Origin of the sequence: Flavobacterium sufflavum (assembly GCF_004016525.1) — a bacterium.
In the GTDB taxonomy this organism is placed as follows: domain Bacteria; phylum Bacteroidota; class Bacteroidia; order Flavobacteriales; family Flavobacteriaceae; genus Flavobacterium; species Flavobacterium sufflavum.
Map to the genome: position 1 here is coordinate 201,540 of NZ_SACJ01000007.1, position 17,577 is coordinate 219,116.

15 protein-coding genes are annotated in these 17,577 nt (G+C 32.5%); 8 read left to right on the forward strand and 7 right to left on the reverse strand.

The genetic code is table 11. The features are described from left to right. Positions 1 to 63: 63 nt before the first annotated feature. The gene (locus EOD40_RS12485; RefSeq protein ID WP_128196017.1) at positions 64 to 774 is read right to left on the reverse strand and encodes an SLATT domain-containing protein; all 711 of its coding nucleotides are present in this window, start codon (positions 772 to 774) and stop codon (positions 64 to 66) included. Positions 775 to 991: 217 nt separating this feature from the next. Here EOD40_RS12485 and EOD40_RS12490 point away from each other — a divergent pair, with 217 nt between their 5' ends. The 8 genes from EOD40_RS12490 (at position 992) to EOD40_RS12525 (ending at position 7,822) form a co-directional block, all read left to right on the forward strand. Next, the gene (locus tag EOD40_RS12490; protein WP_128196019.1) at positions 992 to 2,611 is read left to right on the forward strand and encodes an ABC-F family ATP-binding cassette domain-containing protein; all 1,620 of its coding nucleotides are present in this window, start codon (positions 992 to 994) and stop codon (positions 2,609 to 2,611) included. A 132-nt stretch (positions 2,612 to 2,743) separates the two neighbouring features. Further along, a complete protein-coding gene (gene pyrR / locus EOD40_RS12495; protein WP_128196021.1) occupies positions 2,744 to 3,283 on the forward strand; it encodes a bifunctional pyr operon transcriptional regulator/uracil phosphoribosyltransferase PyrR in 540 nt (179 codons plus the stop codon). Positions 3,284 to 3,340: 57 nt separating this feature from the next. Continuing rightward, positions 3,341 to 4,267: an aspartate carbamoyltransferase catalytic subunit gene (locus EOD40_RS12500; protein WP_128196023.1), complete on the forward strand. Its 927-nt coding sequence runs from the start codon at positions 3,341 to 3,343 to the stop codon at positions 4,265 to 4,267. 51 nt (positions 4,268 to 4,318) lie between these two features. After that, a complete protein-coding gene (locus EOD40_RS12505) occupies positions 4,319 to 4,654 on the forward strand; it encodes a ribonuclease Z (protein WP_128196025.1) in 336 nt (111 codons plus the stop codon). A gap of 81 nt (positions 4,655 to 4,735) precedes the next feature. Further along, entirely contained in the window at positions 4,736 to 5,641 is a 906-nt protein-coding gene (locus EOD40_RS12510) for a ribonuclease Z (RefSeq protein WP_128196027.1), read from the forward strand. Positions 5,642 to 5,675: 34 nt separating this feature from the next. Continuing rightward, a complete protein-coding gene (gene pdxH / locus EOD40_RS12515; protein WP_128196029.1) occupies positions 5,676 to 6,320 on the forward strand; it encodes a pyridoxamine 5'-phosphate oxidase in 645 nt (214 codons plus the stop codon). Positions 6,321 to 6,481: 161 nt separating this feature from the next. Beyond that, positions 6,482 to 6,988, forward strand: coding sequence for a CAP domain-containing protein (locus tag EOD40_RS12520; protein ID WP_128196031.1), 507 nt, complete (start codon positions 6,482 to 6,484; stop codon positions 6,986 to 6,988). A gap of 324 nt (positions 6,989 to 7,312) precedes the next feature. Next, complete coding sequence (locus tag EOD40_RS12525; RefSeq protein ID WP_128196033.1) at positions 7,313 to 7,822, forward strand: CAP domain-containing protein; 510 nt, start codon at positions 7,313 to 7,315, stop codon at positions 7,820 to 7,822. A gap of 252 nt (positions 7,823 to 8,074) precedes the next feature. On the opposite strand, the gene EOD40_RS12530 is transcribed toward EOD40_RS12525, so the two are convergent. From EOD40_RS12530 to EOD40_RS12555, 6 genes are all read right to left on the reverse strand, one after another. Continuing rightward, positions 8,075 to 8,431 (reverse strand): flagellar motor protein MotB, encoded by a 357-nt coding sequence (locus EOD40_RS12530; RefSeq protein ID WP_128196035.1) that lies wholly within the window; start codon positions 8,429 to 8,431, stop codon positions 8,075 to 8,077. A 281-nt stretch (positions 8,432 to 8,712) separates the two neighbouring features. After that, positions 8,713 to 10,650, reverse strand: a complete 1,938-nt coding sequence (locus EOD40_RS12535; RefSeq protein ID WP_128196037.1) for an OmpA family protein — start codon at positions 10,648 to 10,650, stop codon at positions 8,713 to 8,715. A gap of 31 nt (positions 10,651 to 10,681) precedes the next feature. Beyond that, positions 10,682 to 11,077, reverse strand: a complete 396-nt coding sequence (locus EOD40_RS12540) for a tetratricopeptide repeat protein (protein WP_231129626.1) — start codon at positions 11,075 to 11,077, stop codon at positions 10,682 to 10,684. 27 nt (positions 11,078 to 11,104) lie between these two features. Beyond that, positions 11,105 to 11,857 carry a tetratricopeptide repeat protein gene (locus tag EOD40_RS12545; RefSeq protein WP_128196039.1) on the reverse strand — a complete coding sequence of 251 codons (753 nt, stop codon included), beginning with the start codon at positions 11,855 to 11,857 and terminating at the stop codon, positions 11,105 to 11,107. A gap of 170 nt (positions 11,858 to 12,027) precedes the next feature. Continuing rightward, positions 12,028 to 12,939, reverse strand: a complete 912-nt coding sequence (locus EOD40_RS12550; RefSeq protein WP_128196041.1) for a PorP/SprF family type IX secretion system membrane protein — start codon at positions 12,937 to 12,939, stop codon at positions 12,028 to 12,030. A 61-nt stretch (positions 12,940 to 13,000) separates the two neighbouring features. Further along, positions 13,001 to 17,577 (reverse strand): DUF7507 domain-containing protein (locus EOD40_RS12555; protein ID WP_128196042.1); only part of this gene is annotated, 4,577 nt, incomplete at its 5' end.

Consider the following 17,577-nt stretch of genomic DNA (forward strand, 5'->3'; position numbering starts at 1 on the left):
GCGGATGTTTTGCTAATACTTTTTTAGATTTTGTTTATGTATAGGAGTGTGACTAGAGGGGAGTTAACTTTTTGAATAAAAGATTTTATAAAAATTAATTGTTAGAAATATTATAATTGGCCCATACATAAATAGATGATATTTAAAGTGGACTCTCCAATAATATTCAGTTCTAATTAATGTTCTATCGATTAAGTTTAGTTCGTAGTATGGTGCTTTTGTTAATTGAAATTTTGAGTAATCTATTGGTTTGTGGTTTTCATTTCTCTTTAAAATTTTATCATAATCAATGCTGATTTTTTTTAGTATATCTTTTTTATCAGGATTGTTGTTTTCATACGTTTTTACGTAACGAAGTTTGTCGTAAAGTTCGGAAATATCTAATGCGCAATTATGATAACGGTCAGATTTTAAACTGAAGTTTTCAGAACTTTCTAATTGACTAAATAACAAAATTAACACTGAGAAAGACATCGAAGCAAAATTTACTTGATTATCATTTAATGTAATCATCCAAAATTGTAGATGATAAATATTTACTAATCCGACAATAATTAAATACGCAGATAAATAGCCAACTGTTTGTCCGGAAAGTCTATGAAGAGTTTCGCTTCTATGACTGGCAGCAAATCTAGCACCTTTAGTTGACCATAATTTATAATTAAGTTCAACTTCAAAATCTTTCTGTAGATAAGGGGGGATTTTCTTTTTTAATTTTTTAATTCTTTTAGCGCGTTGGATTTTTTTCCAATAAAGTAGAAACTCTTTTATCATGGATATTATTTTTTGTAATTGTAATCAATTAGTTTATGAGAATTAAATCTTTGTGTTTACTCAAAAATTGATTGATTAGCGACGTTTTTATTTTATTTTTATGAATTCAAATATATTAAAATATTCCTACAAATAAAGATGAAATCTAAGTTTAGAATCCATTCTTATAAATAGGTATTTTTTTGTACTTTTGCAGCAAATTTTATAAAAAATATCCATGTTAACAGTAAATAATTTATCAGTTCAGTTTGGCAAGCGAATTTTATTCGACGAAGTAAATACCACTTTTACTCACGGTAACATCTATGGTGTCATTGGTGCTAACGGTGCTGGAAAATCTACCTTTCTTAAAATAATTTCGGGTGATATTGATCCTACTTCAGGTCATATTCAGTTAGAGCCTGGAAAACGTATGTCGGTTTTAAACCAAAACCACAACATGTTTGATGAGCATACTGTTTTGGAAACTGTTTTGATGGGAAATAAAGTTTTGTATAAAGTAAAAACCGAAATGGATGCTTTGTACTTGGACTATAATGATGCCAATGCCGATAGAATAGGGGAGCTTCAGGTTCAGTTTGAAGAAATGAACGGTTGGAATGCCGATTCTGATGCGGCTTCGATGTTGTCTAACTTAGGAATTAACGAAGAACATCATTATACCTTAATGGGAGATCTTGAGGGTAAGATTAAAGTTCGTGTGCTTTTGGCGCAGGCGCTTTTTGGAAATCCTGATGTATTGATTATGGATGAGCCTACCAACGACCTGGATTTTGAAACCATCGCCTGGTTAGAAAACTTCCTTGCTAATTATGAGAATACGGTAATTGTGGTTTCTCACGACCGTCACTTCCTGGATGCTGTTTGTACGCATATTTCGGATATTGATTTTGGAAAAATTAATCATTATTCAGGAAACTATACGTTTTGGTATGAGTCAAGCCAATTAGCTGCTAAACAAAGAGCGCAACAAAACAAGAAAGCCGAAGAAAAGAAACAGGAATTGGAAGAGTTTATTCGTCGTTTTTCTGCGAATGTGGCGAAGTCTAAACAAGCGACTTCCCGTAAAAAAATGATTTCTAAATTGAATATTTCTGAAATTAAACCTTCAAGCCGTCGTTATCCTGCCATCATTTTTGATCAGGAGCGTGAAGCGGGAGACCAGATTTTGAATGTTCAGAACTTAAGTGCTTCTGTGGATGGAGAAACTTTGTTTCAAGGAGTTGATTTGAATATGGCTAAAGGAGATAAAATTGTTCTTTTTTCAAAAGATTCACGTGCTACGACTGCTTTCTACGAAATTTTAAATGGAAATCAAAAACCGGATTCAGGGGAATTTGATTGGGGAGTAACAACAAACCAAGCCTATTTACCTGTTGAAAATCATGATTTCTTTGAAAATGATTTATCACTTGTTGATTGGTTGCGTCAATGGGCAAAAACTGAAGAAGAGCGTGATGAAGTTTTTATTAGAGGATTTTTAGGGAAAATGATTTTCTCCGGAGAAGAAGCTTTAAAAACAAGCCGAGTGCTTTCAGGAGGAGAAAAAGTACGTTGTATGTTGTCCCGAATGATGATGGAACGCGCTAATATCCTGATGCTAGACGAACCTACAAACCACTTGGATTTGGAATCGATTACGGCTTTCAATAATTCGCTAAAAAACTTTAAAGGTTCAGTTATATTCACCACTCATGATCACGAGTTTGCTCAAACTGTAGGTAATAGAGTAGTGGAGTTGACTCCTAACGGAGCAATTGACCGTTACATGACTTTTGATGAGTATTTGGATGATGATAAAATTCAGGAACAAAGAAAGAAAATGTACAATCTTTAATTGATTGGAAAACAATAAGAAGATGCCGTCTCGATACTAATTTGAGGCGGTTTTTTTATGCTTTTTAAATAGAATTAAAAAATGGCTTAAAAAAAAGTGCTATTTTTGCATGACCCAAGATAACACTTTACTATGACTCAAAAAGTTTTACTTAATTCAAAAGAAGTCAATATCATTCTTCATCGTTTGGCTTGTCAGCTAATTGAAAAACACCTCGATTTTAAAGATACCATTTTAATAGGGATTCAGCCCAGAGGAACTTTTTTGGCGGAACGATTAAAAGAAGTGTTGGAAAAAGAATATGATACACCCAAAATAAAATTAGGCTATTTGGATATTACTTTCTTTAGAGATGATTTTCGAAGAACCGAAAAACCATTGGAAGCCAATAAAACCAACATCAATTTTATTGTGGAAAATAAAAAAGTCATTTTTATTGATGATGTGTTGTACACCGGTAGAAGCATTAGAGCGGCTTTGACAGCTATTCAATCTTTTGGGAGACCATCAGGAATTGAATTGTTAACATTGATTGATCGTCGTTTCAGTAGGGATTTGCCAATTCAGCCTGACTATAGAGGAAGACAGGTGGATGCTATTAATGATGAGAAGGTAAAAGTGAGTTGGAAAGAAAATGATGGGGAAGATGCGGTGTATTTAGTTACTAATTAATTTAGCAAATTAAGCACCTTAAAAGTCCATCTATAATAAAATAATAATCGTAAAAGAATGAAAGAGTTAAGCGTAAATCATTTATTAGGTATCAAATACATTAACAAGAATGATATAGACCTTATTTTTGAAACAGCGGATCATTTTAAAGAAGTCATTAATCGTCCTATTAAGAAAGTGCCTTCGTTACGAGATATTACCATTGCCAATATTTTTTTCGAAAATAGTACAAGAACCAAACTTTCATTTGAATTAGCTCAAAAACGATTATCTGCTGATGTGATAAGTTTTTCGGCAGCACAGTCTTCGGTTAAAAAAGGAGAAACGCTTATTGATACCGTAAATAATATTCTCTCGATGAAAGTGGATATGGTGGTAATGCGTCACGCTAATCCCGGAGCTGCTTACTTTTTGTCCAAAAATGTAAAAGCCAGTATTGTGAATGCAGGTGATGGTGCTCATGAACATCCTACTCAGGCTTTATTAGACAGTTATTCGATAAGAGAAAAATTAGGTGATGTAGCCGGAAAAAAAGTGGTTATTGTTGGGGATATTTTGCACTCAAGAGTAGCTTTGTCTAATATTTATGCTTTGCAAATGCAAGGTGCCGAAGTTAAAGTTTGCGGGCCTAAAACATTGATTCCAAAATATATTGAATCACTTGGTGTAAAAGTAGAACCTAATTTACGAAAAGCTTTAGAATGGTGTGATGTAGCTAATATGTTACGCGTTCAAAACGAAAGAATGGACGTAAATTATTTTCCTTCTACAAGAGAATATGCACAGCAATATGGTGTAGATAAAGCATTATTGGAATCTTTAGATAAAGAAATTGTAATTATGCACCCGGGACCAATCAATAGAGGAGTGGAGATAACATCTGAAGTAGCCGACTCCGGGCAATCAGTTATTTTGAATCAGGTTGAAAATGGAGTAGCTATCAGAATGGCTGTTATTTATCTTTTGGCTTCAAAAATTCAGTAAGTAAAAAAAACTTAGTAACTTTAGATTTTAGTAATCTTAATAATTAAATTTATGAAAGTAGATCAAAAAGAACATACTGTTATAATTAAAGATACTCAAGGAGATTTTACTTCTTTTTTAATGAAGGTTACACATCAGTATAAAAGTTACGAAAAGCATAACATCATTATTGATCTTTTAGGATATAAAGACGAATTGCCGGTAAGTGATTTGAAATTGTTTTTGCCATTGTCTAAGAAACATAAAAAAACAAAGAAATCATTTGTTGTGGTAGTTGCTGACTTTGATTACAATGCTTTGCCTGAAAAATTTACCGTCGTTCCGTCTTTATTAGAAGCTCATGATATTATTGAGATGGAAGAAATAGAAAGAGACTTAGGATTTTAGATTTTAAAGTTCAGATTTTAGATTTTGAATAAATCTTAAATACTACTTGTTCAATCTAAGATCTAAAATCAATAATCTGTAATGAAATTAACTATTCTGGGCTGTTATGCAGCAACTCCCCGTACATTAACTAATCCTACTTCGCAGTTACTCGAAATAAAAAACCGTCTTTTTCTTATTGATTGCGGTGAAGGTACACAGGTACAACTGCGAAAAAACAAAATCAAATTTTCTAAGATTAACCAGGTTTTCATTTCTCATTTACATGGAGATCATTTTTATGGTTTAATCGGTTTGATTTCTACTTTTTCGCTTCTTAATCGAAATAACGATTTACATATTTATGGTCCAAAAGGGATCAGGGAAATCATTATGTTACAATTGCGATTATCTAACTCCTGGCCTAATTTCGGTTTGCATTTTCATGAATTAACATCAAACCAAAGTGAGTTGGTTTATGAAGACGAAAAAGTGATGGTGAAAACCATACCATTAAAACATCGTGTCTATACGAATGGTTTTTTGTTTCAGGAAAAAATAGATAAAAGAAAATTGAACGTTGAAGCAGTTCAAAAGTATCAAATCGAGAAATGTTATTATCAGAATATAAAGAATGGAAAAGATATTCTTTTAGACGATGGAACGCTCGTTAACAACGCAGAACTAACATTTGATCCGGAAAGCCCTAGGAGTTATGCCTTTTGCTCTGATACAGCCTACAATGAAGCTATTATCCCCATAATAGAAAAAGCAGATGTTTTGTATCACGAATCTACTTTCTTAAAATCAGAAGAGAATCTGGCGGCAAAAACAATGCATTGTACAGCTATAGAAGCAGCTACTATTGCCGATAAAGCCCAAGTGAAAAAACTCATTTTGGGACATTATTCCACGCGATATGATACTATCAATAGGTTTAAAGAAGAGGCTGAAACTGTTTTTCCTAATGTTTTGTTAGCTGACGATGGTATCAGTTTTGATTTGTAGTGATTAATACTAATTTTTATAATTAAAATATACAATGGAAGATTTAAGTGATTATAGAAGATCTTATGAAAAGAGCGAATTATTAGAATCTAATATTCCTGAAGATCCTATTAATCTTTTTCATCGTTGGTTTCACGAAGTGGAAGATTTTGGAGGAAATGAAGAAGTTAATGCCATGACCGTTTCTACTTTTGGTTTGGATGGTTTTCCAAAAGCCAGAGTTGTGTTGTTAAAAAAATACAATGAAGAAGGTTTTGTTTTTTATACCAATTATAATTCAGAAAAAGGAAAAGCAATTGAACAAAACCCTAATATATGTCTTTCTTTTTTTTGGCATTCAGCCGAACGTCAGGTTATAATAAAAGGAATTGCCGAAAAGACATCTGAAAGCATCTCTGATAATTATTTTGATTCCCGACCTGATGGGAGTAAATTAGGAGCTGTTGTTTCAAATCAAAGCGAAGTTATTCCTTCCCGTGAATTTTTAGAAGCTAATTTAAAAGAATTAGAAAGCACTTTTAACAATAAATCAATTCCCAGACCCAAACATTGGGGAGGTTATCTGGTTCGTCCTGTAGAAGTTGAATTTTGGCAGGGAAGGGCCAATCGTTTGCATGATAGAATTCGTTATTCATTTCAGAATGACTATTCATGGAAAATAGAAAGATTAGCTCCTTAATGTAAGAAAAGTTTCTTTTTTAAATAAAAAAGATGTATTTCGTCGATTTTATTTGTAGTTTAACGATAAAGTGTTGTATGTTTGAGTAAGAAATAAGAACAAAAAACAACACATTTAAAGAGTTTGCCCCACAATCTACTTTAAACTTAAACTACTAGCTTATGAAAGTAAATTTACTCAAGTTGATGTTACTAATGACGGTGATATTTACAATGAATTCTTGTTCTTCTGATTCTTCTGAAGAAACAACTGCTGATAATACAAGTGCTGTAATTGTAGAAAATTATACTTATAGTAATGCAGAGTTAGAAACAATGAAGTTAATCAATGATTATAGAGTAAGTATTGGTTTAAATCCATTAGAGAAAATTAATCACATATCTTATAAGTCAGAAGAGCATGATTTTTATATGATTGATAATAATGTGGTAAGTCATGATGGTTTTGTTTCAAGATCAGAAAACATTATGAAAGTATTAGGAGCTAAAACAGTTGGTGAAAATATAGCTTATAATTATAACAGCCCTCAAGCAGCTTTAACAGCCTGGTTGAATAGTCCTGCTCATAAGCAAAATATTGAAGGTAATTATACACATTTTGGAATTTCTATCAGAGAAAATCCAACAACAGGTAAAAAATATTACACTAATATTTTTGCAAAAATTTAATTAGTTTTTTTGGTTTTTATTTAAATACTAAAGAGAATATTTCCCCAAATCATATTCTCTTAGTATTAAATGAGAAAAGAGGTTGCAAATCCCCAATTGCAGCCTCTTTTTTTTATTTATAGCTTTTTTTTAGTTGTGTAAGAAACTGTTATATAGGTGATTATTGTTTGATTTTTCCTTGCCGTAAGAAAAATAATTAATAACAATTAATTAGTGTTAAAAAAACATTTGATTTTTAATTTTTTTTGTATGTAATCGATTAAACTTGTATGTTTGGCTTGACCAAAAAAAAATAATACCACAAAAAAAACCAACTAAAATTGTATGAAATTAAATTTATCGCTTAAAATAATGCCAATTATGGCTTTATTTATGTTAAACTCATGTTCTTCTGACAGTGTTGATGCCGAAAATTTAAGTTCTGAAGTTAAACCGGAACTTATTGTAAATTACACTTATAATGCCGCAGAGTTAGAGACTCTGAATTTAATTAATGATTATCGGGCTAGTATAGGTCTAAATCGTTTAGAAAGAATAAATCATATTTCATATAAATCAGAGGAACATGATATTTATATGATTGATCATAAGGTGTTTAATCACGATGATTTTGTTTCCCGTTCTGAAAATATAATGAAAGTTTTAGGAGCTAAAACAGTAGCTGAAAATATAGCTCTTAATTATGTTTCTCCTAAATCAGCATTAAATGCATGGTTAAATAGTCCCAAACATAAAATTAACATTGTGGGTGATTTTACTCATTTTGGTATAGCCATAAAAGAGGATCCAGTTACAGGTGAAAAATATTACACTAATATTTTTGCTAAAATTTAATTACTTTTTTTATTTTATTTTAAAGAGGCTGTTTCAATTTTGAAACAGCCTCTTTAATTTTTTATAGTTTCGATTTTGTGCTTGAAAAGTTATAATTTGATTAGGATATGATTTATAGGTTTGTATTTGATACTTTTCCTTTTTAGTTCTAAAGGGAAACTTCAAAAAAAAACAGTTGCAATTTGCAACTGTTTTACTGATTCCCTTTTTTTAAATATAAGGGCTTTAATTGTTTTGGAAAATCTAATACTATTATTTGTACTTAGCAGTATTTGATTTTTCTTTTAATTTTGCCATAATGTAATCTGCTTTTTCATCTTCACCAATAGCGCATAATGATTTTGCGTATTGATTATAATAGATAGCGTCTAAATCAGTAGTCATTGCAAATAATTCACCGTACCATTTAGCTGCTTTTACCATATCTAAATCGGTATAAAAAGCATTTCCCAGTTTTTGGAATAAATCAACAGATTTATATCCTTTTTCAGCCACTCTTTCGTAAGTTTTTGTAACATTTACGTAAGCATAATTCTCACCAACCCTATCAGTTATATATACCTTTGGGTTTTGAGTATATCCATTATATGATAATAGAGATACTAACATTAAAAAAAAGATTTGGGGTACTTTCATAGAATAATTTTAAATAATTTTTTTACCATACATCATTGTTTTTTATATATAGATTAAAGTCTCCAGAAAATTCTATATAAACATTAAGGGATAAATTTAATAGAAATTTTTACATCTAATATAAAATCAGTGTTTTTTTTATAGAATTAGCAGAATTTTTATTAAAACAACCGAAATTTGTAATATGTTTATTACCAGTTAATTGTCTTTTTTTGTAGGTTGCGTTGCTATTCTAAATTAAGAAAGTTGTTTCCTTAAAGAGCCGTAATAATAAATTCACTTCTACGATTCATTTGGTGTTCTTCTTCTGTACATTTTACTCCATCAGAACATTGGTTAATAAGTTGGTTTTCACCATATCCTTTACCAATTAATCGATTTGGATTTACACCGTTTTTAATTAACCATCCTATTGTAGCTTTAGCTCTTCTATCAGATAAAGATTCATTGTATTTGAAAGAACCACGGCTATCAGTATGTGAACGGATATCGAGTTTCATTTTTGGATATTCGTTCATAACATCTAATATTTTTTCGAGGTCTATAGCGGCTTCAACTCGAATGTCTGATTTATCAAAATCGAAATAAATCCTTTTGATACCAAAACATTTACCTAAATCATCACCTACGGTCACTTTACATTTTGCTTTTTCTAATGCCAAAGGGAAGTAAGTTTTACCATTCTCTTTGGCAATTGTTACTTTTTCTTCAATGGTTGTGTAATCTGTTTTTTCAGCTCTTACACTATATTTTTTTCCGCATTCCACGGCAAAAGAATAATTTCCTTTTTCATCTGAAGTAGTGGTGTTAACGATATTGTATTGACTGTCGTATAAGCTCAATTTTGCATCAGGCAATAGAATTTTAGTTTCCTTATCGGTTATTTCGCCGTACAATAACTGTTCGCAAATGAGTTTTCTGGTTTCTAAAAATTTATAAATATCATCAAATCCCTGACCTCCATCTCTATTGGAACTAAAGAAACCTCTTCTGGATTTGGTATCAATAACATAGGCAAAATCATCTTTTGGGGAATTGCCATCAGCTCCTACATTTTGAACTTCATTGAAAGTGCCATTGGCATTCATTTTGGAAACAAATATATCTAAGCCACCCAAACCTGGATGTCCATCTGATGCAAAATAGAGTTCTTTTTCATCATTTACATAAGGAAACGTTTCGCGTCCGGCAGTATTTATTACATTTCCTAAATTTTCAGGATTTCCAAAAGTTCCATCTTCATTTATTTTAACTTTAAATATATCCGATTGTCCTAATGTTCCAGGCATATCTGAAGCAAAATACAACGTTTTCTCATCAGGACTTAAAGTAGGGTGGGCAGTACTATAGTTATCGCTATCAAATGGTAATGCAGTTGTATTAGCCCATTTTCCATCTACCAAAGTAGATTTGTATATTTTTACTAGATTTACGTTATTTCCATCTTTTCCTTTTTTACCCTCAAGATAATTATTTCTTGTAAAATACATGGTTTTACCGTCTTTTGTAAAAACAGGAGTGGCTTCGTGGAATTTTGTATTGATGGATTTATCAAATTTCTTAGGAGCTCCGGGAGTTAGCTCTTCACCTAAATCTGCGGTGTACAAATTGGTGAAAAATTGATCGGTCCATGAATGCTTTCTATGTCCTAAACTTCCGGTATCTCTTGCTGTGGCAAAATAGATTTTATTATTGTATATGGTAGTTCCATAATCAGAATATTTGGAATTGATTCCGGCATTTTCTATTTTGTATCTTCCTGAATTTTCTTTTATTGCGTCAAGATAATTCTCGTTCTTTTTGAATAGTTGGCCTCTATTATCACTGCTTGATAATTGATTGAATTTATTCATCATTTCATTGGCTTTATCATTTTCGCCGATTGAACGCAATGATTGTGAATAGCGAAAATAATATTCTGGCTCTAAATCGGTAGTCATAGCAAATAATTCACCATACCATTTAGCGGCTTTGTCTAATTCGGCGTTGAAATAATAAGCATTTCCTAATTTTTGAAATATTATTGCCGACTTATAACCTTTTTCGACAACTCTTTCATAGGTTTTTATCGCATTTATATAGGCATAGCTGTCATATTTTTTGTCAGCTGAAGCCAAACTAGCTTTTTGTGAATAAATGTTGAATGAAAAAACACTTACTACAGCTATACAAAGGAGTATCTTTTTTTTCATAATATTTGTTTTTAGAAGAATCATGGGGTTTTTAATTTTGTTTCTCTGTATTTACCTCTGTTTTTTGATTGAATATTTTCATCATTTCATCGGCTTCATCATTTTTATTAATAGCTTTTAAAGATCGGGCATATCTAAAATAATATTCGGGTTCTAAATCAGTAATAGTTGTCATGGTAAATAACTCTCCATACCATTTTGCAGCTTTGTCCAATTCATCTTTAAAGTAATATGCATTTCCTATTTTTTTTAACATATCAGCTGATTTATAGCCTTTTTCGATGACCCTTTCATAAGTTTTCAGGGGATCTACTGAGGAATAATTAGTATGGTCTTTTTTAGGAGCAATTACTTTTTCCTTTTGCGAATAAATTTCACATGAAAAAACACTTATTATTATCATGTAAACAAGTATGTAGTTTTTCATAATAATTGTTTTTTAGTTAATCACGTTTTAATTTTTTATTGTCTGTTCAGCCTCTGTTTTCTGGTTGTATTTTCCCATCATTTCATTGGCCTTATCTTTTTTATTGATAAAATTCAAAGAGCGTGCATATCGAAAAAAATATTCAGCTTCTAAATCGGTGGTCATATCGAACAATTCTTCATAAAATTTAGCCGATTTTTCTAGTTTCCCTTTAAAGTAATAGGCATTACCTAATCTTTTTAGCATTTCAATTGATTTAAATCCTCTTTTGTATACCCTTTCATAGGTTTTTACGATATCAATGTATTCAACTCCATTATGTGATTCTTCATCTTCAATTACATTTGATTTTTCAATTATATTTAAATTTACGTTTATGTCAGAATTCGAACTATTTTGAGTTGGAGTTGGTTTTAATGAGTTAATTAGAGCCACTTTTTTATTGTTATAAATCTTTTTTTTTTCATAAATAGGAGTTATAACTCTGCTGTTGTTTGGTCCTAAATCATTTGTGTTGACTAAACTTAGATCTGAAACGATATAAGTGATAGTGTAACCTCCAAAAGTCATATTGATTTTTTCTACTACTTTATACGATATTACGGTTTTTACAAGATTAGACATTGTATCTGAACTTGTTGAAGCTGCTATTAGCGTATCTTTCATTTGCGCTACTGATAATTTTACTTTTTGTGAATACATATTACATGAAAAAACACTTACCATTATTAAGTAAAGGAATATGTTATTTTCAATAATAATTGTTTTAAAAAGTACCATGATTTCAACATTTTTTTAACTTAGAGACATTGCTGATTAAGCACATTTGTTGTGTTTTTTATAGACATTAAACCAAAGACCAATTTTGTATTTTAGAATAAATGTTTTTAAATGAAAAATTACTTTCCCTGAATATGTAAAGGATTATATTATTTTCATGATAGTTATATTTAAAAGAACCTTGGGGTTGTAATTTTTTTATTGTTTTTGAAAATTTCATATCTCAAGAAAATTTCATGTGAGCCCGAATTGTAATTGTCTAATTTGGTAGTTTCTAAATCGTATCCATAACCAATATACATTGCATCAGAAATTTGGAACCCAACCATTGCACTTACAGAAGCACTCCATCGATAGGCAATTCCTGCAGTCAATTTGTCAAAAAACATAAAGTTACCAGATACATCTACTTGCAATGGAGCTCCTTGTACCATCTTAGTTAATAAAGCGGGTTTGAATTTAACATTGTAATTTAAATCCATAACATAACCGGCGATTAAATAATAATTTATTTTTTCTTTGAAGAGTGCCACGTCATTATCATCGTATCGATTTGATTCTATAAAGTTGGGTATCGACAAACCTACATAAGCCTTGTCAGAATGTAGATAGACCCCAGCTCCAAAATTAGGTGTGAATTTATTATCAAATCCTTGTAATTTTGGATCACCACTGTGTTCAGGAGTTAGTCTGCTAGGATCCAAATCAAATAAATTGGCAGTAGCTTTTATCCCAAACGAAAGTTTTACTGTTTCAGAAGTAGGGATGGTATAAGATAGGTCAGCAGAAATAGTATTTTCATGAGTTGGACCAATTTTATCATTAATTACCGATACACCTAAACCCAAACGACTATTATTAAAAGGAGTGTTTATTGAAACAGCATTGGTTGTTGGCGCTCCATCTAATCCAACCCATTGTGTACGATGTAATGCAAAAATACTCATTGCACCTCTCGAGCCAGCATAGGCTGGATTTACATTTATTGTGTTGTACATGTACTGCGTAAATTGTGCGTCTTGTTGCGCATAACTCATCATTACTGTAAACATCAAACCGATTAGTAGTAGTTTTGTTTTCATTTTACTTAGTTTTAAATAACCTGAGGTTTTTAATAAAACCTCAGGTATTAGATTTGAGTTTTTATCTAGTAAGGTATAAGTATCCTTGTTCTTGTTTGGTTATAGTTTCACCTTGCAAACCAACAGCTGTATATTTTAATACATAAAAATAGGTTCCAGTAGGCAATCCGGCGTTTTTATCAACTGTAACTCTTCCTTCGGAATAGCCTTTGAATACATTATTTACGTTATCATATCCTTTAGTTTCATAAACTAATATTCCCCAACGGTTGTAAATTTCAACTGAGTTTTCAGGATAACAAAGTGTATCCTCGATATTGTCAATTTTAAATTTATCGTTGAATTCATCACCATTTGGAGAGAAAGCATTATGAACTACTATTGTTCCACATCCTAAAACTTGAGCTTTCTCAACAACTACTGTGTCTTCAGCTGTAATAGGTGTATTATTTGGAGTTAATCCATTGGCGGTAGCAATATTGGTGATACTATTTCCTTTTAAATCATCTACTGTTATTGCATGAGTTTGAACTATTTCTTTGTGTTCCCCAGGAGCAAGACTAAAAGGTTCATTTGTAGTATCTAATCCTGTTAAAGGGTCTTTAACCACAATGTTATGAAGGATAATATTACCAGTATTAGTTACATTTATAGTATAAGTGATTACATCACCAACAAAGCTATAAACATCACTGTCACTGCCACGACTAGTAACAACAGCTGTTTTGTCAACATTTAATCCTGGACTTTGAGGAAGAGTTGTAATTGTTGGTGTATCGTTTTGAATAGTTGTACCAGAGACATCTTTGACATCAGCCCCTTTAGGATCCTTACCAATAGCTAAAGCCGTATTAGTTACTCTACCAGCATCGATATCAGCTTGTGTAATAGTGTAAACTCCGATTACCGAACTATTAGTTGCTCCTACAGATAAGGAAACGATAGGACTGTTAGAGATGGTTAAGCCAGGCAATTGATCGTCTGTGATTGCAATATTGGTTACCGTTACATTTCCAGTATTAGTCACTGTGAATACATAATTAATTTTTTCACCCACTTGAGCAAAACTGTCATTATTGGTATCTATGAATGTGCCAGTTTTTACTAAGGCTATACCTGGTTTTTGAGGAAGTGCTGTATCTGTAGGAGTATCATTATTTACAGTTGTACCAGAGACATCTCTTACATCAGCTCCTTTAGGATCCTTACCAATAGCTAAAGCTGTGTTAGTTACTTTACCAGCATCGATATCAGCTTGAGTAATGGTGTAAGTACCAATTACAGAACTGTTGGTTACGCCGACAGCTAAGGAAACTATAGGGCTGTTAGAGATGGTTAAGCCTGGCAATTGGTTGTCTGTGATTGCAATATTGGTTATTGTTACATTTCCAGTATTGGTCACTGCAAACACATAATTAATTTTTTCACCCACTTGAGCAAAACCGTCGTTATTGGTATCGATGAATGTACTGGTTTTTACTAAGGCTATACCCGGTTTTTGTGTTAATACTGTTATAGTACAAGCAGGGCAATCTTCTTTAATTGGACAATTGGTACATGGTGTAGGATCAGTTGAAGTTGCTGTCACATTTGAACCAATAGGAGGAGTGCCGGTAACTCTAGCTAAATTATATACGAAACCTGCATCAATATCGGCTTGAGTTATTGTATAGCTAGCAGTGAATGTTGTACTACTACCAATAGCCAATGTTGTAGAGCCACCAGTGATACTTAGGTTAGGAATTTTTTCGTCTATAACTGTTATGTTAGTTAAAGTTGTATTTCCAGTATTAGTTACTATAAAAGTGTATTTAACTTTATCTCCAACATTAGTAACACCATTTCCATTAGTATCTTCAAAAATACCTTCTTTAGTAATAGTTATTTTAGGAGTAGTACAAATAGTAATTACATTGTCTTCATTAGTAGTTGGTGTACTACCGGATGAGTCATTTACTTGTGAATTATCAGGAGCCAAACCACTTACAGAAGCCCTATTGGTGATTTTACCGGCATCAATATCTGCTTGCGTTACGGTGTAATTAGCTTTAAAAATCCAGGTTTCGTTTACCTCTAAGATATTGTTAGTATTAGCATCACCGCCGCTTTGAAGAGCAATAGCAGATAATCCAGTATGTGGATCAGAAACGTTTACATTATGTAAGCTCACATTTCCTGGATTAGTTACTGTAAAGGTGTAAGTCACCACATCACCTACTTTTAAAGCAGCACATCCGTTTTCTCCAACAGTGATGTTATTGGATTTCACAATGGCAATTTTCGGTGTTGTACAAATAATAATTACATTATCTTCATTAGTAGTTGGACTGTTACCGGATAAGTCATTTACTGGTGAATTATCTGGAGCCAAACCACTTACAGAAGCTCGATTGGTAATTCTACCGGCATCAATATCTGCTTGCGTTACGGTATAACTGGCTTTGAAAATCCAGGTTTCGTTTACCTCTAAGATATTGTTAGTATTAGCATCACCGCCGCTTTGAAGAGCAATAGCAGATAATCCAGTATGTGGATCAGAAACGTTTACATTATGTAAGCTCACATTTCCTGGATTAGTTACTGTAAAGGTGTAAGTTACCACATCACCTACTGTTAAAACAGCACATCCGTTTTCTCCAACAGTGATGTTATTGGATTTCACAATGGCAATTTTCGGTGTTGTACAAATAATAATTATATTATCTTCATTAGTAGTTGGACTGTTACCGGATAAGTCATTTACTGGTGAATTATCTGGAGCCAAACCACTTACAGAAGCTCGATTGGTAATTTTACCGGCATCAATATCTGCTTGCGTTACGGTATAACTGGCTTTGAAAATCCAGGTTTCGTTTACCTCTAAGATATTGTTAGTATTAGCATCACCGCCGCTTTGAAGAGCAATAGCAGATAATCCAGTATGTGGATCAGAAACGTTTACATTATGTAAGCTCACATTACCTGGATTAGTTACTGTAAAGGTATAAGTCACCACATCGCCTACTTTTAAAGCAGCACATCCGTTTTCTCCCACTGTAATGTTATTGGTTTTCACAATAGCTATTTTCGGTGTAGTACAAATAGGAATCACATTGTCTTCATTAGTAGTTGGTGTATTACCAGATGAATCATTTACAGGTGAATTATCAGGAGCCAAACCACTCACAGAAGCTCGATTGGTAATTCTACCGGCATCAATATCTTCTTGCATTACGGTGTAACTGGCTTTGAAAATCCAGGTTTCGTTTACCTCTAAGATATTGTTAGTATTGGTATCACCGCCGCTTTGAAGAGCAATGGCTGATAATCCAGTATGTGGGTCAGAAACGTTTATATTATGTAAACTCACATTTCCTGGATTAGTTACTGTAAAGGTATAAGTCACCACATCGCCTACTTTTAAAGTAGCACATCCGTTTTCTCCAGTAGTAATATTATTGGATTTCACAATGGCTATTTTAGGGGTAGTACAAATAGTAATTACATTATCTTCATTAGTAGTTGGTGTATTACCAGATGAATCATTTACTGGCGAATTATCAGGAGCCAAAGCATTTACTGAAGCCCTGTTGGTGATTTTACCGGCATCAATATCTGCTTGCGTTACGGTGTAATTAGCTTTAAAAATCCAAGTTTCGTTTACTTCTAGGATATTGTTAGTATTAGCATCACCGCCGCTTTGAAGAGCAATAGCAGATAATCCAGTATGTGGGTCAGAAACGTTTACATTATGTAAACTCACATTACCTGGATTAGTTACTGTAAAGGTATAAGTCACCACATCGCCTACTTTTAAAGCAGCACATCCGTTTTCTCCAGTAGTAATGTTATTGTTTTTTACAATGGCTATTTTAGGAGACTGGGTCAATGGTGTAATTGTACAATCCGGACATTCAGGATTTATTGGACAAGTGGTACAAGGTGTAGGATCTGTTGATGTATCTCTTACATCTGAACCGGTAGGAGGGGTTCCAACAACTGTAGCCCAGTTATAAACAAATCCAGTATCAATATCATTTTGTGTAATTGCATGAATTGCTGTAAAAGTAGAATTATCCGAAACACCTGCAGCAAGTGAAGCAAGTGGACCACCTGAAACTACTGCATTAATATCAGTTACCTTAACGTTTGTTAAAGTAACATTACTTGTATTAGTCACAACGAAATTATATATTACATTATCACCAATATTAGTTATACCGTCATGATTGGTATCTTGATAAGTACCATCTTTAGTAATCTTAATCGAACATGAATTTATAGTTAAGATAACTGGGGTACGGGTTAAACTGATGCAATTTGTTTCATTATTTACTGCTTGTGCATAATAAGTAACTGTTCCTACAATATTTAGAGTTGGATTATTTACTAGATTACCTCCAATTGCTGATGTATACCAATCAATATGTTGACCAGAAGGAACGGTTGCCATAGCAGTTAATGTTTGTATTGAAGGAGCCATACATTCGGTTATGTTACCTCCTGAAATTGGCGCGGTAGGTGCAGCATTGTTTTGTAGGGTTACATTATCAAAAGCACTACATGTTCCATTGGTCACTGTCCATTTTACTGTTACACTTGTTCCTGCTGCCACTCCCGTAATTGTTGTTGCTGGCGAATTTGGTGTTGTTATTACAG